The organism is uncultured Endozoicomonas sp. (assembly GCF_947495845.1).
Taxonomy (GTDB): domain Bacteria; phylum Pseudomonadota; class Gammaproteobacteria; order Pseudomonadales; family Endozoicomonadaceae; genus Endozoicomonas.
Window position 1 is genome coordinate 132300 of record NZ_CANMAO010000004.1, and the last position, 25752, is coordinate 158051.

At 45.7% G+C, this 25752-nt stretch carries 19 protein-coding genes; 3 read left to right on the plus strand and 16 right to left on the minus strand.

What is annotated here, in order from left to right; translation table 11 throughout:
* Nucleotides 1-292 precede the first annotated feature (292 nt).
* The 5 genes from lipA to Q1B11_RS04905 form a co-directional block, all read right to left on the minus strand.
* Nucleotides 293-1306, minus strand: coding sequence for a lipoyl synthase (gene lipA, locus Q1B11_RS04885; protein WP_299728473.1), 1014 nt, complete (start codon nt 1304-1306; stop codon nt 293-295).
* Nucleotides 1303-1872, minus strand: coding sequence for a lipoyl(octanoyl) transferase LipB (lipB, locus tag Q1B11_RS04890; RefSeq protein WP_299728788.1), 570 nt, complete (start codon nt 1870-1872; stop codon nt 1303-1305). Before lipB ends, lipA begins: the two co-directional genes overlap by 4 nt.
* A gap of 132 nt (nt 1873-2004) precedes the next feature.
* Nucleotides 2005-2271, minus strand: coding sequence for a DUF493 domain-containing protein (locus Q1B11_RS04895; RefSeq protein ID WP_067517339.1), 267 nt, complete (start codon nt 2269-2271; stop codon nt 2005-2007).
* 23 nt (nt 2272-2294) lie between these two features.
* Nucleotides 2295-3500: a D-alanyl-D-alanine carboxypeptidase family protein gene (locus tag Q1B11_RS04900; RefSeq protein WP_299728479.1), complete on the minus strand. Its 1206-nt coding sequence runs from the start codon at nt 3498-3500 to the stop codon at nt 2295-2297.
* A 440-nt stretch (nt 3501-3940) separates the two neighbouring features.
* Nucleotides 3941-4213, minus strand: coding sequence for a hypothetical protein (locus tag Q1B11_RS04905; RefSeq protein ID WP_299728482.1), 273 nt, complete (start codon nt 4211-4213; stop codon nt 3941-3943).
* A 260-nt stretch (nt 4214-4473) separates the two neighbouring features.
* On the opposite strand from Q1B11_RS04905, the gene Q1B11_RS04910 reads away from it, so the two are divergent.
* Nucleotides 4474-4881, plus strand: coding sequence for a hypothetical protein (locus tag Q1B11_RS04910; RefSeq protein WP_067517175.1), 408 nt, complete (start codon nt 4474-4476; stop codon nt 4879-4881).
* Between the two features lie 16 nt (nt 4882-4897).
* Here Q1B11_RS04910 and Q1B11_RS04915 read toward each other — a convergent pair whose 3' ends face one another.
* The 8 genes from Q1B11_RS04915 to Q1B11_RS04950 form a co-directional block, all read right to left on the minus strand.
* Nucleotides 4898-5854 (minus strand): septal ring lytic transglycosylase RlpA family protein, encoded by a 957-nt coding sequence (locus Q1B11_RS04915; RefSeq protein ID WP_299728487.1) that lies wholly within the window; start codon nt 5852-5854, stop codon nt 4898-4900.
* Nucleotides 5855-5916: 62 nt separating this feature from the next.
* Complete coding sequence (gene mltB, locus Q1B11_RS04920) at nt 5917-6972, minus strand: lytic murein transglycosylase B (protein WP_299728490.1); 1056 nt, start codon at nt 6970-6972, stop codon at nt 5917-5919.
* Between the two features lie 205 nt (nt 6973-7177).
* Nucleotides 7178-8323, minus strand: coding sequence for a rod shape-determining protein RodA (gene rodA / locus Q1B11_RS04925; protein WP_299728493.1), 1146 nt, complete (start codon nt 8321-8323; stop codon nt 7178-7180).
* The gene (gene mrdA / locus Q1B11_RS04930) at nt 8323-10182 is read right to left on the minus strand and encodes a penicillin-binding protein 2 (RefSeq protein ID WP_299728496.1); all 1860 of its coding nucleotides are present in this window, start codon (nt 10180-10182) and stop codon (nt 8323-8325) included. The genes rodA and mrdA overlap by 1 nt, the downstream gene beginning before the upstream one ends.
* 316 nt (nt 10183-10498) lie before the next feature.
* A complete protein-coding gene (gene rlmH, locus Q1B11_RS04935) occupies nt 10499-10966 on the minus strand; it encodes a 23S rRNA (pseudouridine(1915)-N(3))-methyltransferase RlmH (protein WP_299728499.1) in 468 nt (155 codons plus the stop codon).
* Nucleotides 10966-11328 (minus strand): ribosome silencing factor, encoded by a 363-nt coding sequence (gene rsfS, locus Q1B11_RS04940; protein ID WP_067517187.1) that lies wholly within the window; start codon nt 11326-11328, stop codon nt 10966-10968. Before rsfS ends, rlmH begins: the two co-directional genes overlap by 1 nt.
* 287 nt (nt 11329-11615) lie before the next feature.
* Entirely contained in the window at nt 11616-12854 is a 1239-nt protein-coding gene (locus Q1B11_RS04945; protein WP_299728795.1) for a glutamate-5-semialdehyde dehydrogenase, read from the minus strand.
* Between the two features lie 74 nt (nt 12855-12928).
* Nucleotides 12929-14731: a response regulator gene (locus Q1B11_RS04950; protein ID WP_299728502.1), complete on the minus strand. Its 1803-nt coding sequence runs from the start codon at nt 14729-14731 to the stop codon at nt 12929-12931.
* Between Q1B11_RS04950 and Q1B11_RS04955 the strand changes: the two genes are divergently transcribed.
* Both Q1B11_RS04955 and Q1B11_RS04960 read left to right on the plus strand, forming a co-directional pair.
* Entirely contained in the window at nt 14681-15559 is an 879-nt protein-coding gene (locus tag Q1B11_RS04955; protein WP_299728505.1) for a sugar nucleotide-binding protein, read from the plus strand. The two genes, Q1B11_RS04950 and Q1B11_RS04955, sit on opposite strands and share 51 nt — an antisense overlap.
* 32 nt (nt 15560-15591) lie before the next feature.
* On the plus strand, nt 15592-16326 hold the full coding sequence (locus Q1B11_RS04960) for an FAD-binding oxidoreductase (protein WP_299728509.1): 735 nt from the start codon (nt 15592-15594) through the stop codon (nt 16324-16326).
* 8 nt (nt 16327-16334) lie between these two features.
* Here the strand turns inward: Q1B11_RS04960 and Q1B11_RS04965 are convergent, their stop codons facing one another.
* The 3 genes from Q1B11_RS04965 to Q1B11_RS04975 form a co-directional block, all read right to left on the minus strand.
* Complete coding sequence (locus tag Q1B11_RS04965; protein WP_299728512.1) at nt 16335-17987, minus strand: ShET2/EspL2 family type III secretion system effector toxin; 1653 nt, start codon at nt 17985-17987, stop codon at nt 16335-16337.
* A 271-nt stretch (nt 17988-18258) separates the two neighbouring features.
* A complete protein-coding gene (locus tag Q1B11_RS04970) occupies nt 18259-21513 on the minus strand; it encodes a ShET2/EspL2 family type III secretion system effector toxin (protein ID WP_299728515.1) in 3255 nt (1084 codons plus the stop codon).
* 242 nt (nt 21514-21755) lie between these two features.
* Nucleotides 21756-25658 (minus strand): ShET2/EspL2 family type III secretion system effector toxin, encoded by a 3903-nt coding sequence (locus Q1B11_RS04975; protein WP_299728518.1) that lies wholly within the window; start codon nt 25656-25658, stop codon nt 21756-21758.
* Nucleotides 25659-25752: the final 94 nt, after the last annotated feature.

Here is a 25752-nt window from a genome sequence, read left to right on the forward strand (position 1 = left end):
GTTGACCATTTGGAATCGAATATTTCTGGCTGAGCGGGCAGTTGCTATGCAAGGCACAACGCAGGGAGCATAGCCGTAGCTATGTGACCGGAGTTGTAACGCCGGAGAGTGACTGTCCACTTAGTCAGAAAATATGATTTCACGTGGTCAACTACTTATGAGTCGTAACTGGGTTTGAAAGGTTTAGTCGCTTGATAAAAGCGGATAATGAAGTGACGTTTTGGGAAAAATCAGGTGAGAAAATAAGTGAGGCGTCAGAAACTGTTTGAGCTTCTGACGCTGTTTTTCTGTGCTAGCCAAGCCCTACATTATTCTTCTGCAGAACCTGCTCAGCACGGTAGCTTGAGCGAACCAGCGCACCGGAAACCACCTCAAGGAAGCCTTTATCCAGCCCCCATTGACGATAGGTCTCGAACTGTTCCGGAGTGACATAGCGATCAATTGGTAGATGATTCACCGTTGGCTGCAGATATTGACCGAAAGTGACAATATCGACGTTGATCGCACGAAGATCGTCCAGAGTTTCCAAAATTTCTTCGTCGGTCTCGCCTAACCCCAACATGACACTGGTTTTGGTTAACACGTCTGGACGGTATTTCTTGGCGTGCTCCAGAACTGCCATGGTTTGCTCGTAGCTGGATCGTGGATCCCGCACCGGATGTGTCAGCCGCTTAACGGTTTCCACATTCTGGGCAAACACTGCGATACCACTGTCTACCACTGTTTCAACGTGCTCGAACACGCCCTGAAAATCCGGCGTTAATACTTCCACATTGGTTTCAGGATTCACTTCTATAACCTTGCGAACTACATTGGCGTAGTGTTCAGCTCCGCCGTCCGGCAGATCATCACGGTTCACAGACGTCAGCACCAGATACTTCAGGTTCATCAGCTTAACGGAGTTTGCTGTGTGCTCCGGCTCTTCCAGATCCAACCAGCCTTTTGGGTTGCCCGTGTTCACTGCACAGAATCGACAGGCACGGGTACAGGTATCCCCCATCAACATGATGGTTGCGGTACCAGAGCTCCAGCACTCATTTATGTTCGGGCACATGGCCTCTTCACACACGGTGCTGAGTTTGTGTTCGTGAACCGTGCCTTTCACTTCTTTGTAGCGAGTGCCGTGAGTGGCCTTGATTCGCAACCAGGAAGGTTTGCGTTTTACTTCAATCTGAGGGTCTCTGGCGGACGCCTTAATGCCATTTTTTATGGCCGTGATGCCTTTGTCGTTAACAAACTTGGTACCACTGGTTACCTTTACCGCTTCATCGACCTGAACGGTTGGAATAATCTGGTCTGAACTCATGAAATGATTGTCCCCCGGTAATTCAGAGCCTTCTGGAGGCTGGTAAGCAAACGCTGACTGACGTCATCCATATCCACCGTGCCCAGCAGTGATGCCATATCAACAACATCAAGACCGGCATAACCACAAGGGTTAATTCGGCTGAAAGGTTCCAGATCCATATCCACATTCAAGCTTAAGCCGTGATAGGAACACATTTTACGGAACCGCAATCCCAGGGCAGAAATCTTGGCGCCATTGACATAAACGCCGGGGGCTTCAGGATCATTCTGTGCTTCAATGCCGTAGCTGGCCAACACCTCAATAACGGCATTTTCCAGTGCAGAAACCACGGCTCTCGGGCCAGAGTGCTTGCGTTTTACATCTAATAGAAAATAGCAAACCAGCTGCCCGGGGCCGTGATAGGTCACCTGACCACCACGATCCACCGGAATCACTGGAATATCGCCAGGCATCAACACATGCTCCGGCTTACCAGCCTGCCCTTGGGTGAATACCGGATCGTGTTCGACAAACCAACACTCATCCGGCGTTTGTTCATCCCGCTGGTTGGTAAATGCTTTCATGGCCAGCCAGACCGGTTCATACTCCCGCCTGCCCAGCCAACGAACCACTATTTTTTCTTCGACCTTCACTGGCGCTTTCTCTTTACAAACAGCCGGCTCTAAACCAACAGCCGGTAGCTTTTAATCCAATGATTACAACACCATTTGAATCCGACCACTGGCCTTCAGCTCTTCAAACAATGCCTGTAGCTGAGGTTCACCGGTGGCGGTAATGACGACCGTGGCAGAAAGGTACTTACCGTTCTTACTGGTTTTCATTTTGGCATCCCCCTTAAAAGAAGGATCATGGTTCGCCACCACCCGAAGAACAAAGTCCTTATAGTCCGGCGCAGCATGGCCAACGATTCGGATCGGGTAATCGCAGGGGAACTCAATTTTAGGCGCTTTAGGTTCTTTCATAACCGTTTCTACATCAAACAAAATTAGGCCAGAAGACCAGTAAAGAACAGCACAATGCTGTCCCAGAGGCGCTTGAAGAAGCCACCTTTTTCCACAGACTGCTGAGCAATCAGCGGCACTTCGGTTACCAGTTCATCGTCCAGCATCACTTTTACGGAGCCAACAGCCTGCTCCTGCTCAATCGGCGCTTCTAACGTTGGATTGATGGTGAGGGTGGCTGCCAGATCTTTGCTACTGCCTCTTGGTACAGTAACAATCAGATCTTCAGCAATACCAACGCTGATTTCACTGATGTCACCTTTCCAGACTTCAACTGTCTGTAGAGGCTGACCACCTTTTTTCACATCCACATTTTCGAAAAAGCGGAAGCCATAAGTCAGCAGTTTCTGAGCATCATCCGCACGTTGCTTCTCACTTTTGGCACCCAATAGAACAGCAATCAAACGGCGTCCATCACGAGCCGACGTCACAGCAAGGTGATAGCCCGTGGCTTCAATATGGCCTGTTTTTAAACCATCAACGGAAGGGTTGGTCCACAACAGACGGTTGCGATTGGCTTGGCGACGTAACGGTTTGCCCGTCTTTTTATCCACACCGTACTGGTAATACTTTTCAGAGTGGATGTCATAATATTCAGGGAAGTCTTGAACAATGTGCTTACTCAACGTCGCCAGATCACGGGCGGTGGAGTAATGATCTTCTGCTGGCCAGCCAGAGGCATTCTGGAACTTACTGTTGTTCATGCCAATCTGCTGAGCAGTGCTGTTCATTAACTGAGCAAAAGCACTTTCACTACCGGCAATGTGTTCCGCCAGAGCCACGCTGGCATCGTTACCGGAAACAATAATCACACCTTTCAGCAGTTCACCCACCGGCACACGCTCACCCACTTCGATGAACATCGTTGATCCACCGAGGCTCCAGGCCTTTTCGCTGATCAATACCTTATCATCACGGCTGATATTACCAGCGTGTAACTCGGCTTCCGTCAGGTAGGTGGTCATCATTTTGGTCAGGCTGGCAGGGTGCAGCGTTTCATCCGGATTCTTTTCCGCCAGCACTTCACCACTGGTGGCATCAATCAGAATGTAACTGGTCAGGCTCAACTCCGGCGGAGATGGAATCTGCCGAAACACCTGCGCCTGGGCAGTCGTCGCCATGATGGGCATGATCGTGGCCATAGCCAACACACCAAGCCAGCGACGGGTAGAAAATAATCGTTTGCTCATGCAGATCTTTGCTCTGAGAATATGAATGTTCAACATTATAATGTTCAAATCTTTTGAGGTTAACTGTGACTTACAACAATCACTGTTTTTCGACCTCTACTCTTAATCAAATTATCTTATCAAATTATCAAAAATCATTGGTCAGAAATCATTGCTCAGAAATCATTGCTCAGAAATCATTGCTCAGAAATCATTGCTCAGAAATTATTGATCAAAAGTCATTCAGAGAGATAGTAACATAGCTGCCCTGTAATACCGGTCAGTAATTTGTAAGTTTAAAAACCATCAAAAACCATGATAACTATCTGTTTTTATTGATAATTAACCACATCTACAATATTCCACCCCATCTTTTCATAAGTACCCGGCCATTTGGAATCGAATATTTCTGGCTTGTTGATCAAGTTCTCTGCAAGGCGCAACGCCGGGAGCATAGCGAGCTATGTGACCAGAGTTGCAACGCAGTCAGAGAGCCTGATCAATGAGTCAGAAAATATGATTTCATATGGTTGGGTACTTAGTAACGCTGATGGTCTGAAGTATAAAGATAACAGCTTTTTTGACCGGGCAAAGTCCACAGCCTCTTCAATCAACAACTTTCCAGAACAACTTTCCACAACAATAGCCACGGATAACGCTTGCCACTGCTCTTGATGCCAACGAGCGACAGTCTCAATACCCTGGGGGCAATCTTTCAAATTAATCACTTTCATAATGATTCATAACAAAGAAATCTATGGTCGGAAACGGCTGAAAATACAGAGGGCTCAGACACCCTGTCGATTTGACATTTCTCTGTACCCTGCCCCGCAATGTCTTGAAGATTTATCCATTAAACTTGGCAGTGCGTCCAATCCAATTCTATCTTTAACGTACAATATACGACGATGACACTGAAAAAATAATCAGTACGTTGGTAAATTGGGGAGTTTGTGAATCGGGGGAGCTTGTACGACCATTCCGGAGTAACACCATGCTGAACGAAGACCTCTATGAATGCCTGGTTGAACTGGGCATCAATGAGCATAAGGCACGAAAGGCGGCGAAGGAAAATGCTGAGCTGCTGGAAATGAGTGCGGACATTGTCACGGTAAGACAAACCCTATTTGAGCTTACCCGGCAAAGCTGCGGTATGAATGAGCGGCTGATCAACGTAGAAGCACTGATCAAAGCACTGGTGCAAAGAATTAATGCCATGGAGCAATGGCAAACCCAGACCAGTCAGCACCTTTCTGGCTTGGATCAAACCTTGGGTGGTGTTGAGGGCAAACTATCCACGGCTATGGGTAAGCTGTCCTCCGTAGAAGAACGACTTACCCATGTAGAGATTGAACTGACCGACATTAAAAGCATGCTGACATTATTGGTTGAAAAACAATGACAGCATGCTTTTTTAATCAGGGTGCCTGAACCATGGATTCGACGCTTTCTTCCTCACTTTCTTCCAGTGCTTCTTCTATGGTTGGCTTTTCGGTAAGCGGTAAGTCATAAGCAGCTTTTTCATATACTGCTTTTTCATATGGAGCTTGTTCAAAAACAGGCTTTTCGTAGACAAGATAGGGCGCCTCAAACTCTGCCACATTGATACTTTCCAGCATTGATTCCAAGTGCTCAGGGCTTTCTACCGGGCCAATCCTGACCCGATACAACGGCTCAACTTCTTCGCCCTTAACCACTTTTGCCTTCAGTCCTACTTTATTGAAAATGTTTCGACGCAACACTTGCGCACTGTGATGGTTTTTCAGCGCCGCCAGCTGCAGATAAAGCAGTTGACCATTTTCAGGATGCACCGGAGATTTAGCAAACGTCTCTGGATCAATGCCTTCAATGGCGACATCTGCAAGGCCTGAGTTTGAAAAACCCAGCTTTTTCGCAGCAACATAGGACAAATCAATCAATCGGTTACCGTGAAATGGACCACGGTCATTAACCCTGACCACCACGGACTTGCCATTCTCCACATTGGTCACTTTGACATAGGACGGCAATGGCAACGTTTTATGAGCGGCTGTCATTTTGAACATGTCATAAATTTCACCGTTCGCTGTCTGCTTACCGTGAAATTTAGTGCCATACCAGGAAGCCTCACCACTTTCAGAATAACCATTTGCCGATCCCATCGGGGTATAGGTAACTCCAGCCAGCGTATAAGGGGTATTCTTCAAAGGCACCTGAATGGGTGTTGGAACAGCATCCGGAATCGTACTGACATCTACGGTTTCTGAAGGTGGTCCATCCTGTACTTGCGTAGAGCTACAGCCTGCCAGTGTCAGCAATATCACAAACAGAGACGGGATTTTCAATGTAGATCGCAAGGAAAAACCTTCATTTTCATGAGTAAAAGCGCTTTGCAAATTGCCTCCAAGCGACTTTGAGAGCGTGGGAATGCATTCAATCCACAGGCTCGATATTCATTTTACAATTTGCCTTCAGGGGCTTTGCTCTTCAGAGCAACAGAACTGTTATAGCCTGCCCGCACTTCCTTCGCCAGCTGATAGACCGCCAGTGCATACATCTGACTGCGGTTGTAACGGGTGATCACATAAAAGTTGTGCATGCCCAACCAGTATTCAGCACCCGCACTGCCTTCGTGTTTCATAGGCAGAACCTTTAAGGCGTCGGAGCCAGTACTGGTAATCTGCCAGCCGGAATCCTGAACCTCGGCCAGTGTTTGATCCGGCTTTAATCCGTCGGATAACACATCATCAACCCCTACACCTGAAACGCGGGTTTGAACTGCAACGCCCTTACCATATTTCCAGCCATGCTTTTTCAGATAGTTCGCGACACTGCCAATAGCGTCCTCTTCACTAAACCAAATGTTCGCCTGTTCATCACCGGTATAATCCACCGCATAAGCACGATAGCTGGATGGCATAAACTGTGGGATACCCATTGCACCGGCATAAGACCCGGTCAACTCTTCCACATCCAGCTTCTGGTCGCGAGCAAGGATCAGGAAATTCTCCAGTTCTTTACGGAAAAAGGTTTGTCTGGGCGGATAATCAAAGCCCAGCGTCGTCAATGTATCCAGCACTCTGAAGCCGCCGGTCTGGCGTCCATAGTAGGTCTCGACACCAATAATCGCCACAATGATATGGGCTGGTACACCCCATTTTTTCTCAGCAGCAGCTAGCGACTCGGAATTCTCTTCCCAGAATCGGACACCTTTGGTGATGCGTTCGGGCGTCAGGAAAATCTTCCGATAATCCTTCCATTCCATTGTCCCTTCAGCCGGACGGCTGATCAGTTCAATCGCACGCTGTGATCGTTCTGCTTTACCAATGACCGCTTCCAACTTGGATCGGTCGAAATGGTGCTCGGTCACCATATCATCAATAAACTTATTAACATCCTGCCTGCCAAGATAGCTTCCTCCAGAAGAAGCCAACGCCACAGATGAAAAAACAGCGGTCGTTACCAGCAGACCATCACGAACTATACGACGGAATATCCCTGGAATAGTTTTCATGCTTCCGTACCTTTTATGCAAAAACAAGATCAGGGCTCCCCAACACTGCAACGTGTTGAAATAACAACATCAGGAAACCCTACATTAATCGACAGTTAAGTTAATTTCTATCGTCATTGAGTAAAAATCCCGCACAATGTGCGGGATTCCATAAAAGACAGTTAACGGATATTAAAGATAAAGAAAGTTATTTTAAATCAAATATCTACCGTTCGCCTGCCATGAAGGACTTATGGGTATGGATAGACATTAAAAAACCAAAACCAGCCAGCAGTGTTAACAGAGAAGTTCCTCCGCGACTCACCATGGGTAAAGGCACACCCACCACTGGCATTATGCCACTGACCATACCGATATTGACAAAGATATAAACAAAGAAAGTCAGGGTAATACTCCCTGCCAGAAGTCGTCCAAACAGTGTCTGAGCATTGAAGGTAATAAACAACCCTCGCCCGATAATCAGTGCGTAGAGTGCAAACAATACCAGACAGCCCATTAAGCCAAACTCTTCCGCAAGAACGGCAATAATAAAGTCCGTATGACTTTCCGGAAGAAAATCCAGATGCGACTGAGTCCCCTGCAACCAGCCTTTGCCGTACAAACCACCAGAGCCAATAGCAATGGTGGACTGAATGATATTCCAGCCGGATCCCCAGGGATCACTTTCCGGATTCAAAAACGTCAACACCCGCCGTTTTTGGTAGTCGTACATGAAAAAGTGCCAGAGCACGTAAATTGAAGGTACCGCCAGGCAAACGGCTGAAGCAATAATCCGTTTACGTAGCCCGGCCAGAAAGATAACGAAGGCACCGGAGGCACCAATCAGAATTGAAGTTCCCAAATCCGGTTGTTTGGCAATCAGCACCACGGGAACGGCTATCAACACCAGGGCAATAACAATATCTTTAAAAGAAGGCGGCAGTCGTCGCTTGGCAAAAAAAGCAGCCATGGTGATCGGCATGATCAACTTGATGACTTCAGAAGGCTGAAATCGAAAACCGGGCAGCTGTATCCACCGCTGAGCGCCTTTAGAGCTGACACCCATAAACAGGACAGCGACCAACAGAAGAACGCCAGCCAGATAAAACCATTTAGCCCACTGCATAAAAAAGCGTGGCGGTATCTGAGCTATGATCAACATACCCGTGAAGCTGACGCCAAGATACATCGCCTGACGGGTCACGACATCCAGATCCCGCCCCGTAGCGCTGTAAAGAAGAAACAGTCCCGCACCGCAAAGCAGTAACAAAAAAAACAGCAGCACAAAATCCACATGCCAGCGCATGGAAAGCGCCGGACCACGACCAAAACCGTGCAGGTCAATCTGACGGACAAAATCCTGGTTAGCCATTACTTATCCTTCTGATTCTTTGCTGCTGCCAATCGTGGCAGCAGATAAGCATCCATCACCTTTCTGGCAACATTGGACGCACCATTGCTGTTCTCCAGAATCACAGAAACAGCAATCTGAGGATCATCTGCAGGGGCAAAGCCAATAAACAAACTGTGGTCACGCTCGAACTCTTTCAACTTTTCAGCGTCATACTCTTCGCCCTGAGCAATACTAACCACCTGAGCGGTACCGGTTTTTCCGGCCATCCGGTACTTCAAGCCACGGCCTATTCGCCAATTCGCGGTACCTCGTGGAGAATGTATCACCTCTTCCATAGCACCGATAATCAGCTCCCAGTTGAAAGCATCTGCTTCATCGGTCAGGCCGGTGGAAATATCATCTCCCCAGAACTCACCCTGAACTTCCGGAATGTTCTCCCGCACCAGTCGTGGTTGAACATAATGCCCTCGGTTAGCGATCAGGGAAGTGGATTCCGCCAGCTGCAAAGGGGTTGCCAGCATATAACCCTGCCCGATAATGGCAATTACTGTTTCACCAGGATACCAGGGCTGTTCATAAGCTCCCCGCTTCCACTCTCTCGACGGCAACAATCCAGGACGTTCTTCTCGAATATCAATACCGGTGCGATGACCAAAGCCAAACTGACTGGCAAAATCGTGTAAGTTATCAATGCCCAGCTTACCGGCCTGGTTATAAAAATAGGTATCGTTAGAAACAGTAATCGCCTGCTTTAAATCCACCCACCCATGGCCCGAGCGCTTCCAGTTCCGGAATCGGTGCTCACTGCCAGGTAACTGAAACCAGCCCTTATCAAACACACGGTCTTCCGGTTTCACAACACCATTAGCCAATAACGCCAACCCCATTACCGGCTTCACAGTAGAGGCCGGTGGATATTCACCAAGGGATGCCCGGTTATACAAAGGTCGTTCAATATTCGTATTCAGGCCATTAAACGTCTTCGTATCAATACCGGTAACAAACAGGTTGGGATCAAACGACGGCGTACTGGCCATCGTTAATACACCACCGGTTTTCGGATCCATCGCGACAACCGCACCCCGGCGACCATTGATGGCCTCAATAGCAATTTTCTGCAGTTTACTGTCAAGATAGAGATTGATATCACGCCCCGGCACTGGCGGCTCTTTCTTCAGAACCCTGAGCACACGACCACGGGCGTTAGTTTCGACTTCCTGAAACCCCGGCTTGCCCAGCAAAATGGACTCATAAGAACGCTCCACACCGATCTTACCGGTGGTGTGAGTCCCTGAATAAAGTGCTGGATCCAGCGTTTGTAAATCACGATCATTAATTCGCCCTACATAACCAATACTGTGGGCGAAAGCTTCTTTTTCTGGGTAATAGCGAACCAGCTCGGCATTGATATCAACGCCGGGGAGACGGAATTGGTTGACGGTAATTCGGGCAATTTCTTCCGAGGTCAGATCAAACTTCAGCGGTACAGCTTCAAATGGACGGCGGCGGCGAATTCGCTGATCAAAGCGCTTCAACTCGCCTTCCGTAAGGTTGACCAGCTTAGCGATATCCGCCAACAACACATCCAGATCTTTGGCTTGTTCACGAACAATGGACAAAATATGGCTAGGCTTATTCATCGCCAGCAACACACCATTTTTGTCGTATATTAATCCGCGAGTAGGAGGGATAGGCTGAACCAGTACCCGGTTCTCATCAGACTGAGTAGAAAGCTCAACATGGCGAACCACCTGAAGATAGAAAAGCCGAGAGATTAACCCCAGACAGAGGAGAGTCATAAAGCCAACGACGACCCAAAGCCGGATATTTACCAGTTTTTTTTCTGCCCCATGGTCCTTTAAGGTGTCCTGCGGCATGTTATATCTCGATCATCGGTCGCTTGGCCAAAAACAAAAAATCAATCAGAAACGATTTTACTTAAACCGATTTTACTTAAGTAGTTGTGCAAATGAAATCGGATTTTCCTGGCTGAGTGGATAGTTGCTATACAATACCCACAGGGCATAAAGGCGTAGCGCAGGGAGCATAGCCTTAGCTATGTGACCGAAGCTACAACGCAGCACGACTGCATGGATGCAGAAGGTAGCACCCAAGGGCATAAAAGCAACGCAGGAGCAAGCTGCCGAGAGTGACTGTCTACTTAGTCAGAAAATATGGTTCTCATTTGGTCAACTACTTATGATACGGGTGATTATGGAGAATACTCCAGCCCCGATAAACCTGCTCTGCAACCACTACTCTGACCAGCGGATGCGGCAGTGTCAATGGCGACAGAGACCAGCGAAGATCGGATCGGGCAAGGCAGGACCCATGAAGCCCTTCAGGCCCGCCCACCAACAGGCTGACATTGCGCCCACTGTGCAGCCAACCATCCATATTCTCTGCCAGCTTTTCCGTACTCCAGGGTTTACCCAGCACTTCCAGAGTGACCACATGATCACCGGAGCCAATGGCTGCCAGCATCTGCCCGGCTTCTTTTTCCTGAAGCCGACTGATGTCAGAGCCTTTACTCCGTTTACCCAGAGGAATTTCAACCAGCTCAAGACGAACATCACCGCCCAGACGGCGGCTGTATTCCCGATAGCCTTCTTCCACCCAACCGGGCATTTTCGAGCCAACTGTGATCAGCCGAACCCGCATTAAGGCTGCTCGGCAGAAGTCAGGTCTTCAGCGACCAGATCAGCGCTATCCCAGAGACGTTCAAGATCATAGAACTGGCGAGTTGCCGGCAGCATCAGGTGAACAACCACGTCACCCAGATCAACCAGAACCCATTCAGACTTGTCTTGACCTTCCATACCTAACGGTCGGATACCCTTTTTCTTACACTCGTCAATGACATTGTCTGCCAGAGACTTCACATGACGGTTAGACGTACCGCAGGCGATAACCATGTAATCAGTGACACTGGTCTGAGTCGAAACGTCCAGACAGGTGATTTCGTTACCCTTCACATTTTCAATAGCTTCAATAACAAGCTGCTTTAATTCATCAGAATGCATAGACTGCAAAATTAACCTCTGTAAGTACCTACCCAAATAAACTCAAATTTTCTGGTTCATTGCGCAGGCACTCTGCTGCGTTACAACTCTGGTCACATAGCCCGAGCTATGCTCCCGCCGTTGTGCCTTGCATAGTACCCACGCACTAAACCAGAATTCTTTGATTTCATTTGCGTAGATACTTACCTTACCTGAACAATTATCGAGCTCAGGCCATTAGAACCGGGCAGGCTCGCAGGATTAACCGCTGATGTCAACGCTCAAACGGAAATCACTTAGAGCCTCGTTCACTGCCGAATATGGCCATCACCAAATACGACGTATTTCTGTGATGTCAGCCCTTCCAGCCCCACCGGCCCACGGGCATGAATCTTATCCGTGGAAATCCCAATTTCCGCACCCAGGCCATATTCAAAGCCGTCCGCAAAGCGGGTGGACGCATTGATCATCACTGAACTGGAATCCACTTCCCTAAGGAAGCGGCGAGCCCGGGAAAAATCTTCTGTTACGATGGCGTCGGTGTGATGAGAACCGAAACGGTTGATATGGGCAATGGCTTCATCCATATCTTTCACGACCTTTACTGACAACACTGGCGCCAGATATTCAGTAGACCAATCTTCTTCCGTTGCCGCAGTAATACCAGACAAAATCTTGCGCGTTTCAGGGCAACCCCGCAGCTCAACATCCTTTGCTGCATAAATATCCGCTAGCGGTTTTAGCATGGCTTCAGCGACCGCTTCGTGAACCAGCAATGTTTCCATGGCATTGCAAACCCCGTAACGGTGGGTTTTGGCGTTATCTGCAATGGGGATGGCCTTATCAACATCAGCCTTGTCATCCAGGTACACATGGCAAATGCCATCAAGATGCTTGATCACTGGCACACGGGCATCTTTACTGATGCGCTCAATAAGCCCTTTGCCGCCGCGGGGCACGATCACATCCACATAGTCCGGCATGCCGATCAATACACCAACAGCCGCACGATCGGTGGTTTCCACCACTTGAACTGCATCCACCGGCAAACCAGTTGCCTTCAAACCCGCCTGAATGCAACGGGCAATCGCTTGATTTGAGTGAATAGATTCGCTGCCACCCCGGAGAATCACGGCATTACCCGACTTTAAACACAAGCTGGCGGCTTCAACGGTCACATTGGGGCGAGACTCATAAATAATCCCGATAACCCCAAGTGGCACTCTCATTCTTCCCAGCTGAATACCGCTGGGAATGTATTTCATATCATCAATTGTGCCTACCGGATCCGGCAGGGCTGCCACCTGTCGCAAGCCCTCAATCATGGCATCAATGCGCGCATCCGTAAGCTCAAGGCGATCCAGCATAGCCGCATCCAAGCCACGAGCACGACCGGCTTCAAGGTCCTGAGTATTCAGTTGCTTGAGTTGTGGGCGATCATTTTCCAGCGCCTCGGCAATCGCCAACAGTGCGCTGTTCTTCTCGGCGGTTTCTGCAGCCGCCATGGCGGTACTTGCCTGACGGGCTTTCTGCCCCAGACCATGCATGTATTCCGTCACTTGATCAGTCAATGTTCTCTCCGCTTGGTAAGTAACCATATGCCCGGCTACTTACGATCTTATTAATCAGCAACAGGCATGGTGAATTCAAAAATAGTGCCACCATCAGGGTTTCTCTGGAAGGATAACCTTCCCCCGTGGGACTGAATAATGGAATGACACACCGTCAGACCAATGCCCATACCGTCCACTTTTGTTGTATAAAAAGGTGTAAACAGTTTTTCTTCTGCATCATCCGCCAGACCATAGCCCCGGTCAATCACCGAGACTTTGACGAAGTTCTCATCTGCCCGCTCTGTGCGCACATACACACCGACTGAACGAGTGTCCATATCCCGCATGGATTCCATGCCGTTACGAATCAGATTCAATGCCACCTGTTGGATCTGCACTGGATCAACCTTCACATTGGGCAGGTTATCTTCCTGATCCAGATGGATTTCCATATGGTTATTGCGGGCATCCACCTCAGCCAGTTTGTAAGTATCCTGAATCAGCCGGTTCGGGTCTACACTGCCCAAAATATGATCGGGCTTTTTCACAAAGGAGCGAATCCTGGCGATGATATCGCCGGCACGATTGGCCTGAACGTGAATTTTCTCCAGCGCTTCTGATAACCCAAGATCGTCTTCCGGTTCCAGACGTGCCAGCATTCTTCTGCCCACCTGGGCATAGTTTGAGATAGCGGTGAGCGGTTGATTCACTTCGTGGGCAAATCCTGCCGCCATTTCCCCCATAATGCTTAGACGGGAAACATGGGTCAGCTGTTCCTTCTGGCTTTCCAGCTCATCCAGTGCTTTTTGCAACGCTTCTTGCTGCTTCTTTTTCTCGGTAATGTCTCGAAAAACAACCACGGCACCATTAGGTTTGCCACTTTCCATTATGCCAGTAAATGAATAATTCACTGGAAACGGCGTGCCATCGCTGCGAAAGAACACGCCATTTTCAATGTGCCGGCTAACACCTTTCGCCAAAGCGGCCTCAATTGCACTCAACGAACGACTATCCGCGGCCACTGCTTCGGCATCACCAATATTCCCTGAGCCACTGCCCTGCATCAACTGCACCAGATTGCAGCCTTTCAACTGGGTAATAGACCAACCCGTCATATTCATCGCTGCAGGGTTTACAAAGGTTATACGACCATTTGCGTCCAACCCAAAAATCCCTTCATTCATATTTTCCAGAATGCGGGCTTTATCCGCTTCCAGTTGACGATTTCTCGCGGAGAGCGCTTGCTCCAATCGATGAATTTTCAGTTGTGTTTGAACCCGGGCAATCACCTCTTCTGCCTGAAATGGCTTTGAGATGAAATCCACCGCACCCATTTCCAAGCCTCGCACTTTATCTTTGGTGTCGTCCAATGCCGACAAGAAGATCACAGTGATATCCTGAGTTTCCGGGTTTTCTTTTAGATGGCGACACACTTCATAACCATCCATTCCCGGCATCATAATATCCAGCAACACCAGAGCAGGCTTGGCCTTGCTGGCAATCCGCAGGGCACTATCGCCATTATTGGCAATCAGCAGCTTGTAGCTTCGACCACTCAAAGTTTGCAGCAGAACCTGCAAGTTGGTCGGATTGTCGTCGACCAACAGGATACGTTCTTCTTGCTGCTGTTCATTATTTAGCTCAGCGGTATTTAGCTCAGCGGTGGCTTCAGCCTGATACATCGTTGGAAGATCCAGAAACTCAGTCAGAGTAAAAATAGACGGTAATAAGCAGATTATCTTACTATAACCCGTACTGTTATCAGAGCGCTGCTTAACCAGCTCCCCATTTATGAAAATACCCTTTATGAAAACACCCTTATGAAAATACTGCTGATTGGCGGCACCGGACTTATCGGTCAGGAAGTACACACTTTACTGCAAGAGAAAAGCATCACCTGCTTCGCTCCCACCAGAGAAGAGTTGGACCTTGAATCCCCTGAAACCATTGATGCCTGCCTGCAAAAGTATGAGCCCGATCTAGTCATCAGCAATGCGGGCTACCATAATCCGGCCAGCGCTGAGAATGAGCCTTCCCGTTGTTTTCGTATTAACCGTGATGCCATGGCACACCTGGCTCAAAGCTGCAATGATCGAAACATCATCATGTTTTACATCTCAACCTACCGGGTGTTTGATGGCGAGAAAAAAGACCCTTACACCGAAAAGGACATTCCAAACCCCACCGGCGTGCTAGCCACCAGCCGCTGGCAGGCGGAGCAGCAAATCAGTGAACGCTGCCCAAGACATATCATTCTTCGTTTCTCCTGGATCATCAGCCAGCGCCGAACCAACCTCCTCAAATACCTGCTCGATCAAATCAGTGAAGAGCGTGACGTGGCCGTTGTGTCTGATCAACAGGGTTGCCCAACACCTGCAGATGATGCAGCCAGAGTGATCGTTGCTATTGTGCAACAATTGGATTGCGGTGCCGAAACCTGGGGAACCTATCATTACGCCGGTGCAGAGCCGGTATCGGAAAATCGATTTGCCGAAGTGGTGATTGCCGAAGCTTCTCAGTACCATCCGTTAAAAATCCGAAAACTGCATATGAATAAACTCAACGACCGAAACGGCATACAAGCCCCTGCGAATGCCACGCTGGCTTGCCGAAAGATTCTCAGCACCTTCGGTGTGCACAATAAATCCTGGCGAAGCCCATTAGCTCGGATGATCAAAAGCTATTATGAAGATATCTAAAACTAGACAGTAATGATCCAGGAGCGTTCTCAATGATTCCACAATACCCGGCAACATTGAGCAGTAAAATCATGTTGAGCACCAACACCATTCAGTTGGGTTTTACTTTTGAGCGCTCTGACCTTCCTGCGTTTACCTTCACTTCTGGCCAGTTTATCCAGCTGATCTTTGAAAAAGACGGTGACACATTCAAGCGCAGTTACAGCATTGCAAATTCACCAGATGACTTCCAACAAACAGGGGAGCTGGAAGTTGCTTTGAGTTTTGTTGAGGGCGGAGTCGCTTCTGAATTTTTCAAAGCCACGAATGAAGGTCTTCAATTACATATTGCCGGACCGTTTGGCGCACTGACATTGCCTAAAGATATTGCTGGTCAGCTGGTGCTTGCTGGCACCGGAACCGGTCTTGCGCCTTATCGCAGTATGATTCCAGAATTGGAAACACTCATAGCAGCAGGGGTTTCAATAAATGTTCTGATGGGTTTCAGGACAAAGGATGAAGCCATTTATATTGAGGATTTTAAGACACTGAACGGCATTAACTACAGAATATGCCTGACTCGTGAAAAGATATTAAAAGAAGAGGATCATGAGCACTCTGGCCGAATTCAGGAACAGTTCGATTCATTAAGCCTTAATCCTGACTCTGACGTTGCTTATCTTTGTGGCAATCCCGATATGATAGATAACTGCGTTACCCTATTACGTGACCTGGGTTTTCCACCGAGACAGATCAAACGGGAGAAGTATAACTTCTCAGGTCATTAGGCTGACTCCTAAAAAGCTTTGACCCTAGCCCATTTTTCAACCATTTTCATGGATCTTCTTTTGCTTAGTGATGTAAGCTTGCTTGACAGTATTGTTTTATAATAGATATCCAGTGTCTTTTTATCCATTTTATCCAAAACACTTTGGTGTATTAACAACTCACTCAACAGCTCTCTTTCATTTTTCACACAATCAAGACGATCTTTAAGATAAGCTTGAACAGCGTCGTGCTTCCGGTGAAAGACAGCAAACTCTAAACCACCAAAGTGATCCTTCTGTGGTTTATTTGCTTGGACACCTTGATTTCTAACCATCGATAATGAGTCATGTCCGTAATGACCATACTTCAACATTTGGTCGATAATCTCACTATTTAACTCTCCAAAGTGACTAACTTGGCAATCACTTTGATTTACTACAATCTCATTACTCATCAAGACTACGCTATTGTCCTTAACAAACTCTTTCTGCGACAGCCTAGGTAAAATCTGCTTAGCTGTCAGCTTCGATACACATGATTTATGTGGTAACAACAACTTCCAGTGGCGATTTGTTGAGTTTGGATTATATAAATTCACAATTACTCCACCATGAGCCCTTTTCAAAATGATACTCATTGCATGGTGTGAACTGAAAAAAGAAAACTTTTTTTCTGATCCTTCTGGTTGATCCCATAGGTCTTCAGATGCTGAATTAAGAGCCTTGGGCAAATCATTTACTTGAAAATAGTAAGCTTCTTTGCAGTAATTGGCATCATACTTAACATCCAAATCTGCATCAGTTGGTATATTCTGATTACCGGTCAGAGCCTCTTCTGTGCTAAAAGGCTCGAACTTATTTTTTCCTTTGTCCACACCACCATTCATATAGCTTTCTGCCAAATGGCGACATTTAATCAAACTAGAGTCTGCAGAATAAACTTCGCAATTTAGATTCAGGGGATTATCACTAGAGTAATAAGCAAGTATTGAATGATTATTATCAACTCTTATCAGCTCAAACTTTCGCCCCTCTGCAGATAAATCATTCATCTTGCTTTTTTGATAAATTTTCATATCATCATTTGCAGACTTCGCATCAGTATTGCCCCTATGGGATAATCCCGGAATATGGCTCATGGTATTTTTTATTGGAAGATTTGAAATCTTACAATGAGGATTACCAGTTATTCTTTGAACATTAGATTTAGGTTTAAATAAAAACTCTGGCATTTTATCCTTTGCATCAGCTGCCTGCCTGCTTTTTAAACTCGCATCAATAACTTCAGACTGATTCTGCAAAGTTCTATTCATCATATCAGCCAAACTAAAACCTAAAGGCTTTTTCTCTTTAAGCTGAGGCTGTTGTTGTACTAGCTGGCTAGCTGCAGCTTTAATATTGCGTCTAAGATTATCGGCATGAGAAGACACGGGAGCAATCGATACATTTCGGTTGACCAAAGCAGTACCATAGAACCTTGATCCAAAGACAGATTGCTGATTTGGACGATCAAGGTTCGAAGACGAAGCATGAAGGCCATGCTTACTGACCAGTGGGATTTTCTTATTTACGTTAACTGGGCGAAAGTTAGACGCTGAAGGCAGCGATCTATTTTCAAAGAATTTCACTTTATCCAGTACCGAGGGTCCCCTCCCCGAAAAACCAACCATCCTTGGAATCATACTCCCTCCCAAAACTACCGCAGAGCAAAAACTATCGATGACATTCTAAAAAAAGAAACATAATTAGTCTCTTCGACATTGGAACTAATTCAAAAGTCGAAAACAATGCAAGCCAGCAATTAACGAGTATTATTCAATCAAAAACCATAACTCTCTTATACAGAAAACAGATTCAATGATTTTCAGGTAAGCCCACCCAGCCTCTTACCATCGAACAAAAAGTCGATAGTAAAGTGCAGAGTGAGCATAAAGTATTATGTGTATGCTCCCTTTAATACCTGCGACGATGGCTGTGATATTTATTAGACCAATATCTAACCGTATTTAAGAGTCTCTCTTTAACACTTCGATCTTGATAACTGTTTTTGATTTCCCTGGTTATAACTTCAACTGCTCTCTGATCAATATATTGAATTGTGTCATAACTCAGCGATGTCAATTCATCATGCAGGGTTTGCCCTTTATGCCTACCTGAAAGCAGATCTCTCACATACGCAGCAATAGCATCATACTTCTTATAAAACAGTGCATACTCCAACCCTGAGCAACCACGCCCTGAATTCCTGGTGGCCGAATAGCCAGTATTCGTAATCGTTGGCAAGTTAGCATGTCCATAGTGGCCATACTTAACCATAAAGTAGAATGTTTCATCACTCACTTTCCCAAACACTGCTGCCTTTGCCGCCCTTTGTGAACTGGTATGCTCTAAACTCTGAAGCATTCCAGAACGGCATTTTTCAAATTTTTCCATTGCTGTCGGGGTCAGTAAGTCATAAACGGACAATTTTGAAATAGCGCCTTGCTCTCCAACCAGTATTTTCTGATGAACATTGGTCTCATTCGGATCATAAAAATAAATGATCACCCCATTATGATGCCGCTTTAAATGAAAATTCATCACGTGCGAGTCACTAAGAAACTTAAAGCGCTTTTCTGCGCCCTCAGGCTGATTCCATAAATCTTTTGCTGCAGCTGATAACGCTTCCGGTAGCGTTTGTATGGTAAAGTAATAAGCTTCCTTCGCGTAGTTTTTGCTGTATTTTCTGTCCATTTCAGCATCATTCAGCAGGCCACTCATTCTTTCGATACTGGACTTGGATCTGACTTTGTCAAACTTACCCGGCCCCTTGCCAAAGACGCCGGTTCCATAGGCCTCGGCAAAGTGTCTGCACCAGACATAAGATTCTTTGCCGTAACCCCACTCCCTTTTATGAACATTACCATTCAGCATCAGCGGGTTACCTTTGGACTTATAGATCAGCACTGACTGATTCTCTCCCACAGGGACTTCTCGAAAATCCCTTCTCTGACGCCGAAGCTTTCTTATTTTCTCCTGTTGATACAACCCCATCGACTGACTTTGATTGACACTTTTACCCTGATTCACAGGCATTTTCGGGACACGCCTGTCAGCGCTTGATACTTTTGGATCATCCACACTCTTTTTGACGACATGAGCAGAGTCAATATTTCTGTTTTGCCTGTCTCCTCTGACAACATCACGATAGGATTTAACATTTCCCTGATGGTCGCTGGTTAATAGCCCATGTCCAAAGGGGATTTTTGCTCCAAAATTACGTCGGCCAACTGGACTTACAATTTCATTTTTCCCATTGCCGGACTTTAACAGCCTCAGCCGGTTTTCCAGGCTCAGATCTGAGTTATTATTCGTTGAATCGATTTCATCCAAATCACCAGTTAGCTTATCCAGTTCTCGCCAGTGTTTGGCTAGCCCTGGATCCCCTTTCTCTTTTTTTCTAAGCTGTGCTTTGACCTTTTTCATTCGGTCATCTTCCTGCTTAAAGACTTTTCTCATATCCGCTAGTGATTTCTCTGCGACTTTCAGAAAAGTTCCAAAATCTTCCAAAGCCGAAGCCTTATTACGAAAACCTCCTGTTGCCAGTAGCTCACTCACCTCTTCAAGATCTGCAAGATTCCTTCTTATGTCATTAGCAATGAAAGGAGTCTCTGTAACCAGAGGATTTTTGCGATGCATTCCGACATCAACATCCGTCAGCAGTAACATTGCTTTCTGAAAATCGGTCTCGTTGATAGGCACAGTCTTATCTGGCACTCCCTGCGGGGCTGGTAGCCTTTCAAGCTCCTGTAACACACCACCAAATTCACCTAGAGGACCATGAGCATTTACATCAGGCAAATCCAGTGGGTTACTCGATGTTTTTTTAGGGTTGGTTTTGCCAGTTGCAAGCTGCCATTGAAAGTTACCCAACTTTTCAGCCAGCCTGGCTCTTGATTCAAGCTCCTGAGTCTGTGCTGATACGAGCGCATCACGCTTTTCTCTGGACATCAGGCAAATTTCAGCGAGGCTCTTTGCCAGCTGTTGCCGTAACTCCGCATTATCCCGTCTGGAGTCTGACAAGCTTTTACCATGCTGCACCAGAAAATCATTAGCAATTTGATGGCCCTTGGATAGTTTGGTCAGCACCTGTTTAAGATCACTCAGCTTCAGTAATTTGGATGTCATCAGCGTTGTCAGTGAGTCTTCAAAATTACCGGCACCCACTTTTACGCTTGATGGAATTTCGGCATTCCTCTGATGCAGCTCAGATCTCAGTATTCCATGAAAGAAAACAGCTCTTGGGTGTAATACCCTTCCATCTGGTAACTCCTCAGCGATGGTTTCTGAGTTCACTTTCTTGAAAGGCACTTCTGCGTCATAGGAAGAGCTATCATCTGGTGGAGTCACAACACTCTGTTGCACAGGTTTCTTTTCTTCCTTTTTTACAACCTTTGGGGTGGTTTTGTTGCTTTCAGACTCAACGTCTTTTTTCTTTGCCAAATTAGCTTTTATCGATTCAGTTTCAGGCAAAGCGGGGACTTTACTTTCAGTAATACTGTTTCTTCTACTGACTGGCTCTCCACCGCTCAAAACATATTCTGCAGCTTTAACTAGGTAAGCCTTCCTGACTTTATCATCGCTTTTTTTTGCCAGATCGTATTTGCTCAGCCTGTCCAGAACAGCCTTACATTGGGGGTCCCATTTTTTTCTATCATTGAGAATAGCCATAATATCGTCAGACGATATTTTACGGGAACAAAATGCAGTGAGTATTTGATCCTGTAGATTGTCTTTAGAAACATGCCTTGGTGTTCTGATTCTTGAATCTTTCTTCGATAGTCTCAAACATATCATGAACAGAAACATCTTCGCCTGTATCATCTGATCTTTTTCAGAGGGATGTTGATCATTAACCTTAGTGTTTTTGCTAACGCCTGACTTCTTCTCTGTAGTGATTGGGATAGCAATACCTGAGTTACTGTGCACTGTCTGACTGGGGATTTCCTTTTTAATAAAAGAGTTATTACCCTGCACAGGACTACGCTCAGACAGATTTTTACCAGCCGTTGAATCTGGTTCAGCCATTGCTTTTGCTACCACAGGTATAGCTTTTACTTTGGGAGTTGATTGGATTGGACCACTATCACTTTTGATATTATTAGCGTTCTGCTCCAACTTTTTCCAGAATTGAAATGGGTCAGCGGGGCTATCTATATCTAATTGCATCTTTACCTCCTAATATTATTTATTCCTGTTGAGGTAGAGTTCCCCTAAACTCACCAACAGTATTCAACACTGCGAATAATAAAGGATTCATATCGAAAACATATTCGAAAAAAGTCATGTTTTTCTCGTTTCAGGGATAAGGAGTTAGATGAAGCATTCCAGAAAGAAATACTTTTATTACAGATAAAAAACCTGCGGCATCATAGAAAATGCCGTAGATTCTTCACATTCACTGTTCAAACTTAATTAAACATATAGCCGTTGAGCTTTTTCTGAGCACTGCCGCTAAGATACTGTTCAATTATGCCCTGGCACTCTCTCCAAAGTTTCCTTCTGTTTGCAATAGTGATTGCAGACCATTTACTAAACAGACTATTTCTATCGAGGGACAGAATATCCAGTTTTTCATTTTCTGAAAGCGCTTTAGAGGACAATATCGACTCCATATAGACTTTGCCAACGTTAAAGTGCCCCTTAATTAATGCTCTAACCAATGCAAAGCGTCCTCGTTTCCTCTCTGCCAGATGGAGCAGATTCTTTTTAGTTCTGTAAGATAGTGAGCTTGATAACACTGAGTCGAGATAAATTTTAACCACTCCACTTTCACCCTCAACATAGGCAAGGTATGGAGCTGGAATTACGGCCTTTATCGGTGAAATCACTTCAACAATGTCTTTTTCAGAAATCCCACTGTTCATAAGATCGCTCAGGTATTTCTTAATGGCATCACCTTTTTCATTAGCAAAAGCGGTCTCAAGTGCATAAATCCCGTCCGTAATACCACGATAGGTTTGCCGGTTGATTTTATAACCCGGTATATTTGAATGGCCGTAATGCCCGTTCATCATCAGTAGCTGAAGAAGATCCTCACTCTTACCTCCGAAAACCTTTACAGAGCACTCATTTTGAGTCTTCACGGTATCGGTACTGATGATACAAGCCGACTGAGAGTTCAGTGAGTGGAAATAGTCGTTAATCTGATCTTCAGACAAAATGTCTTTGATGGAAATGTATTTCAAATCCTCTGGCTTCTGTACCACAATTCTCTTGTGAGTGTTGGTACAGTTCGGATCATAAAAACAAATCACAAGACTCCCCTGTTTTTTGACCACCCTGAGCGCCATGGCGTGCTGACTGGTCGCCAATGTAAAACTTTTCTCGTCACCAGTATTCATACTCCATAAAGGCTTTATTGATGCCTCAATAGCCTGAGCACTGTTATTCAGGTCAAAATAATAACCCTGACGAGTGTATTGATGGTTGTATTTCTGCCTCAGCCCTTCTTCACTCGGTATACCTGCATGTTGAGCCAGCTTCCGCCTGGAGTCTATTGCTCCAAACTTATCCTTGCCACGACCAAATACGCCAGTGGCATAGCCTTCAGCTAGATGTCGGCACCAGATCAATTCTTTTTTATTGTTATGCCTTCTTTCTACTTCACCATTGATATTGATAGGTGTTGATTTGTAGAAATACGACAGAGCAATACTGCCATTAGCCAATTGATGGACGTGAAGATCACGATCCTGTTTTTTAAGCTTTAGTCTCTTTTCTTTTAGATAGTTGCCATGTGATGGTTCTGTTTTTTCTAGAGGTTTTCTTTCAGGCAGGATATTTGGTGGTACATCACCTTTAATGTTTTTCTTATATAAATAGTCATATTGTTTATTTTCTCGCACTTTTGGTTTGTCAGTAGCAAGAGCTGCTACAAACTGCGAATGGTTTTGCGCGTTATTATCAATGCGCCCTGTCCTTTTTTCTTTATTGACGACGATCTGATTCAGGCTTTCTATTGTGGTTTTCCCAGTTGTCTTTCCAGATATAATGTTCCTGATTTCCATAGCCAGTTGTTTATCCTGAATTTTATTCAGGCTACCAGCACTGGCATCGAGTAGTTTTTGCCTGGTATTGCTATCCAACAGACTCCAGGTATTCACATAGCGTTTAACCTGCTGCGCTATCAGTGAGAGCTTTTGATCCTTCGTTATGCCATTCGCATTGATCACAGCATCCAGATAAGCGACACCAATCTCAATAAAGCCTCTCTTCAATACTAACCCCAGCAAAGTGGTTGCATCACCATTAAGGTAAAGGTGAATCAGCCTTCTTTTGTGGTGATAATCCATATTGCTGGAGACAACGGCCTTCAGATAGAGCTTTACAATATCCAGTTTGTTTTCAGTAAAGGCATATTCTATCAGCGGCTTCTTGGCACCTTTAGGCCACAGCAGATTCATCTTTTGTTCCGAAGAGCATTTCAGATTCATCATATCCTGCAAGTAGGATTGGATAGCTGCCTTTTGATCACATAAAACGGCTTTTTGAAGAGCATAAGTACCATCAACCAGTCCATAGAGGCTGGCATTTTTACGGTTTACCGTTGGCGAACCGGGATGACCATAATGACCGTTTCTCAGCAACATGTAGATCAACTGACTGTTTACATGACCAAAGACGTTTACCTTACTTTGATCTCTGCCAGCAACAACATCTGTACTGAGCAGACATCCCATATCTCCCCGTGAAGTAAATTCGCCATAAAGTGTGTACTCTGAAACAAGATCACGTACTTTGATATCTTTGAGATCTGAAAAGCTCGTTAGAACCAATTTTCTATGGCGATTGGTCTGATTTGGGTTATAGAAGTAAAGTGTCGCACCATCACCTCTTTTCTTAATACGAATCGCCATTGAATGATGAGTGGTATTGAGCAGATAACTTTTCTCTGCCCCATCCGGTGCATTGACCATAGACTTGGACGCTTCAACCAACGCTTTCGAAAAATTATCCGTGGAGAAATAATAGGCTTCGCGGGAACACTTGCCATTGTATTTTCTTTCTAAATCCAGATCATCCGGAATATCCTGACTTCTGGATAAACGATCCACATGATTGACTGTATTAAATTTATTTTTCCCTCTGCCAATAATGCCGTTTGCATAAGCCTCTGATAGATGACGACACCATATTAATTCGTCCCGACCATGCTTCAGCCGTTTTACGATGCCATTGTTATTGACTGGAAACTCTCGTGAATAATACGCCAGAGCTTTTTGACCGGAAGTGGTTTTAATGTCATCAAGCTCCCTCTTATCACGTCGTAAAGCCATCCTCTTTTTTTCAACATATTGTGACTGTGAAACTGCTTTTTCAGCTCTAGCGGTGGAAATCACTGGTACTTTAAAGGGCCTTATTTCAGACTGATCTTTTTTGTTTGAAATAGTTGCATATCTTGAGCTATTCAATGCCTCTCGTTTTGGTGTGATAACCACATTTGGTACAACAACTGGTTGCTCTTTCTTTAAAACCTGTACAGGCTCTTTTACATCGTTTTTGATCTTTGCAGGCTTTACAGGTTGCTTTTCAATGTTTACGACCTGTTTAGCAGGAGAATATTTTAACCCAATAGACTCGCTGATCACCTGCATGATCATGTTTTTCTTCTGCCTTTCTCCAGGTAGTCTTTCATACCCACTTTTCTCAAGGTTACTCAGAATCATTGCGGCAATGGGGTCGTAAGATCTACTCTTAATGACGTTTAACAAATCACTAGAGTCCACAAGTTCAGACGCGAATACACACAGCATTTTATTCGTATCCTGTGAATTAATGTGGCCTGCGGACTTTGCTACTCTTGTGTTTGAGTTTTTAACTCGATGATACGTTAGAAAAACAAATGACTTGGCTGCGGCAAGTCCTTTTCGTGATTGATCAGTCTCTAAGGGCGGTGCGACTTTTACCGGGGAAGGAGTATCGGAGTTCAACTTCTTTGGTGGCAGTATACTGGCCCGGTCAGGAGTTACTTTGCCAGTTTTACCTTCTTTAGGACTATTTGCCAAAGCAGAATTGTTTTTCGGCCTGGATATTTTCTCAGCTGGCTTGGCAATAGCAGTAGGTATAATCTCTTTTGTTACTACAGCCTGCTTGATTGTTTTTTCAGAGACAACCTCGGTCTTTCTTGTGGTTAGCTCTATTTTCTCTTTTGGCTTAACAAGCTTTGTATCATCCGATTTCGACACAGGAGATCTTTTAGGTATCCATGGTCTTTTTGCTAGTGGTTTCTGGGCGCCTTCAGCGAATGCCTGACTTTCTTTTTCTCGCCAGAAGTCAAATGCCGTTTTCACCGGACGGGACACAATGTTCATACCTACTCCCTGTGTAGTATACACCGAGGCAGAGCATCCCCATGAGCTCTCCCTGATTATTAATGGGGAGATCATAAGCCTATCAGGCAAAAAC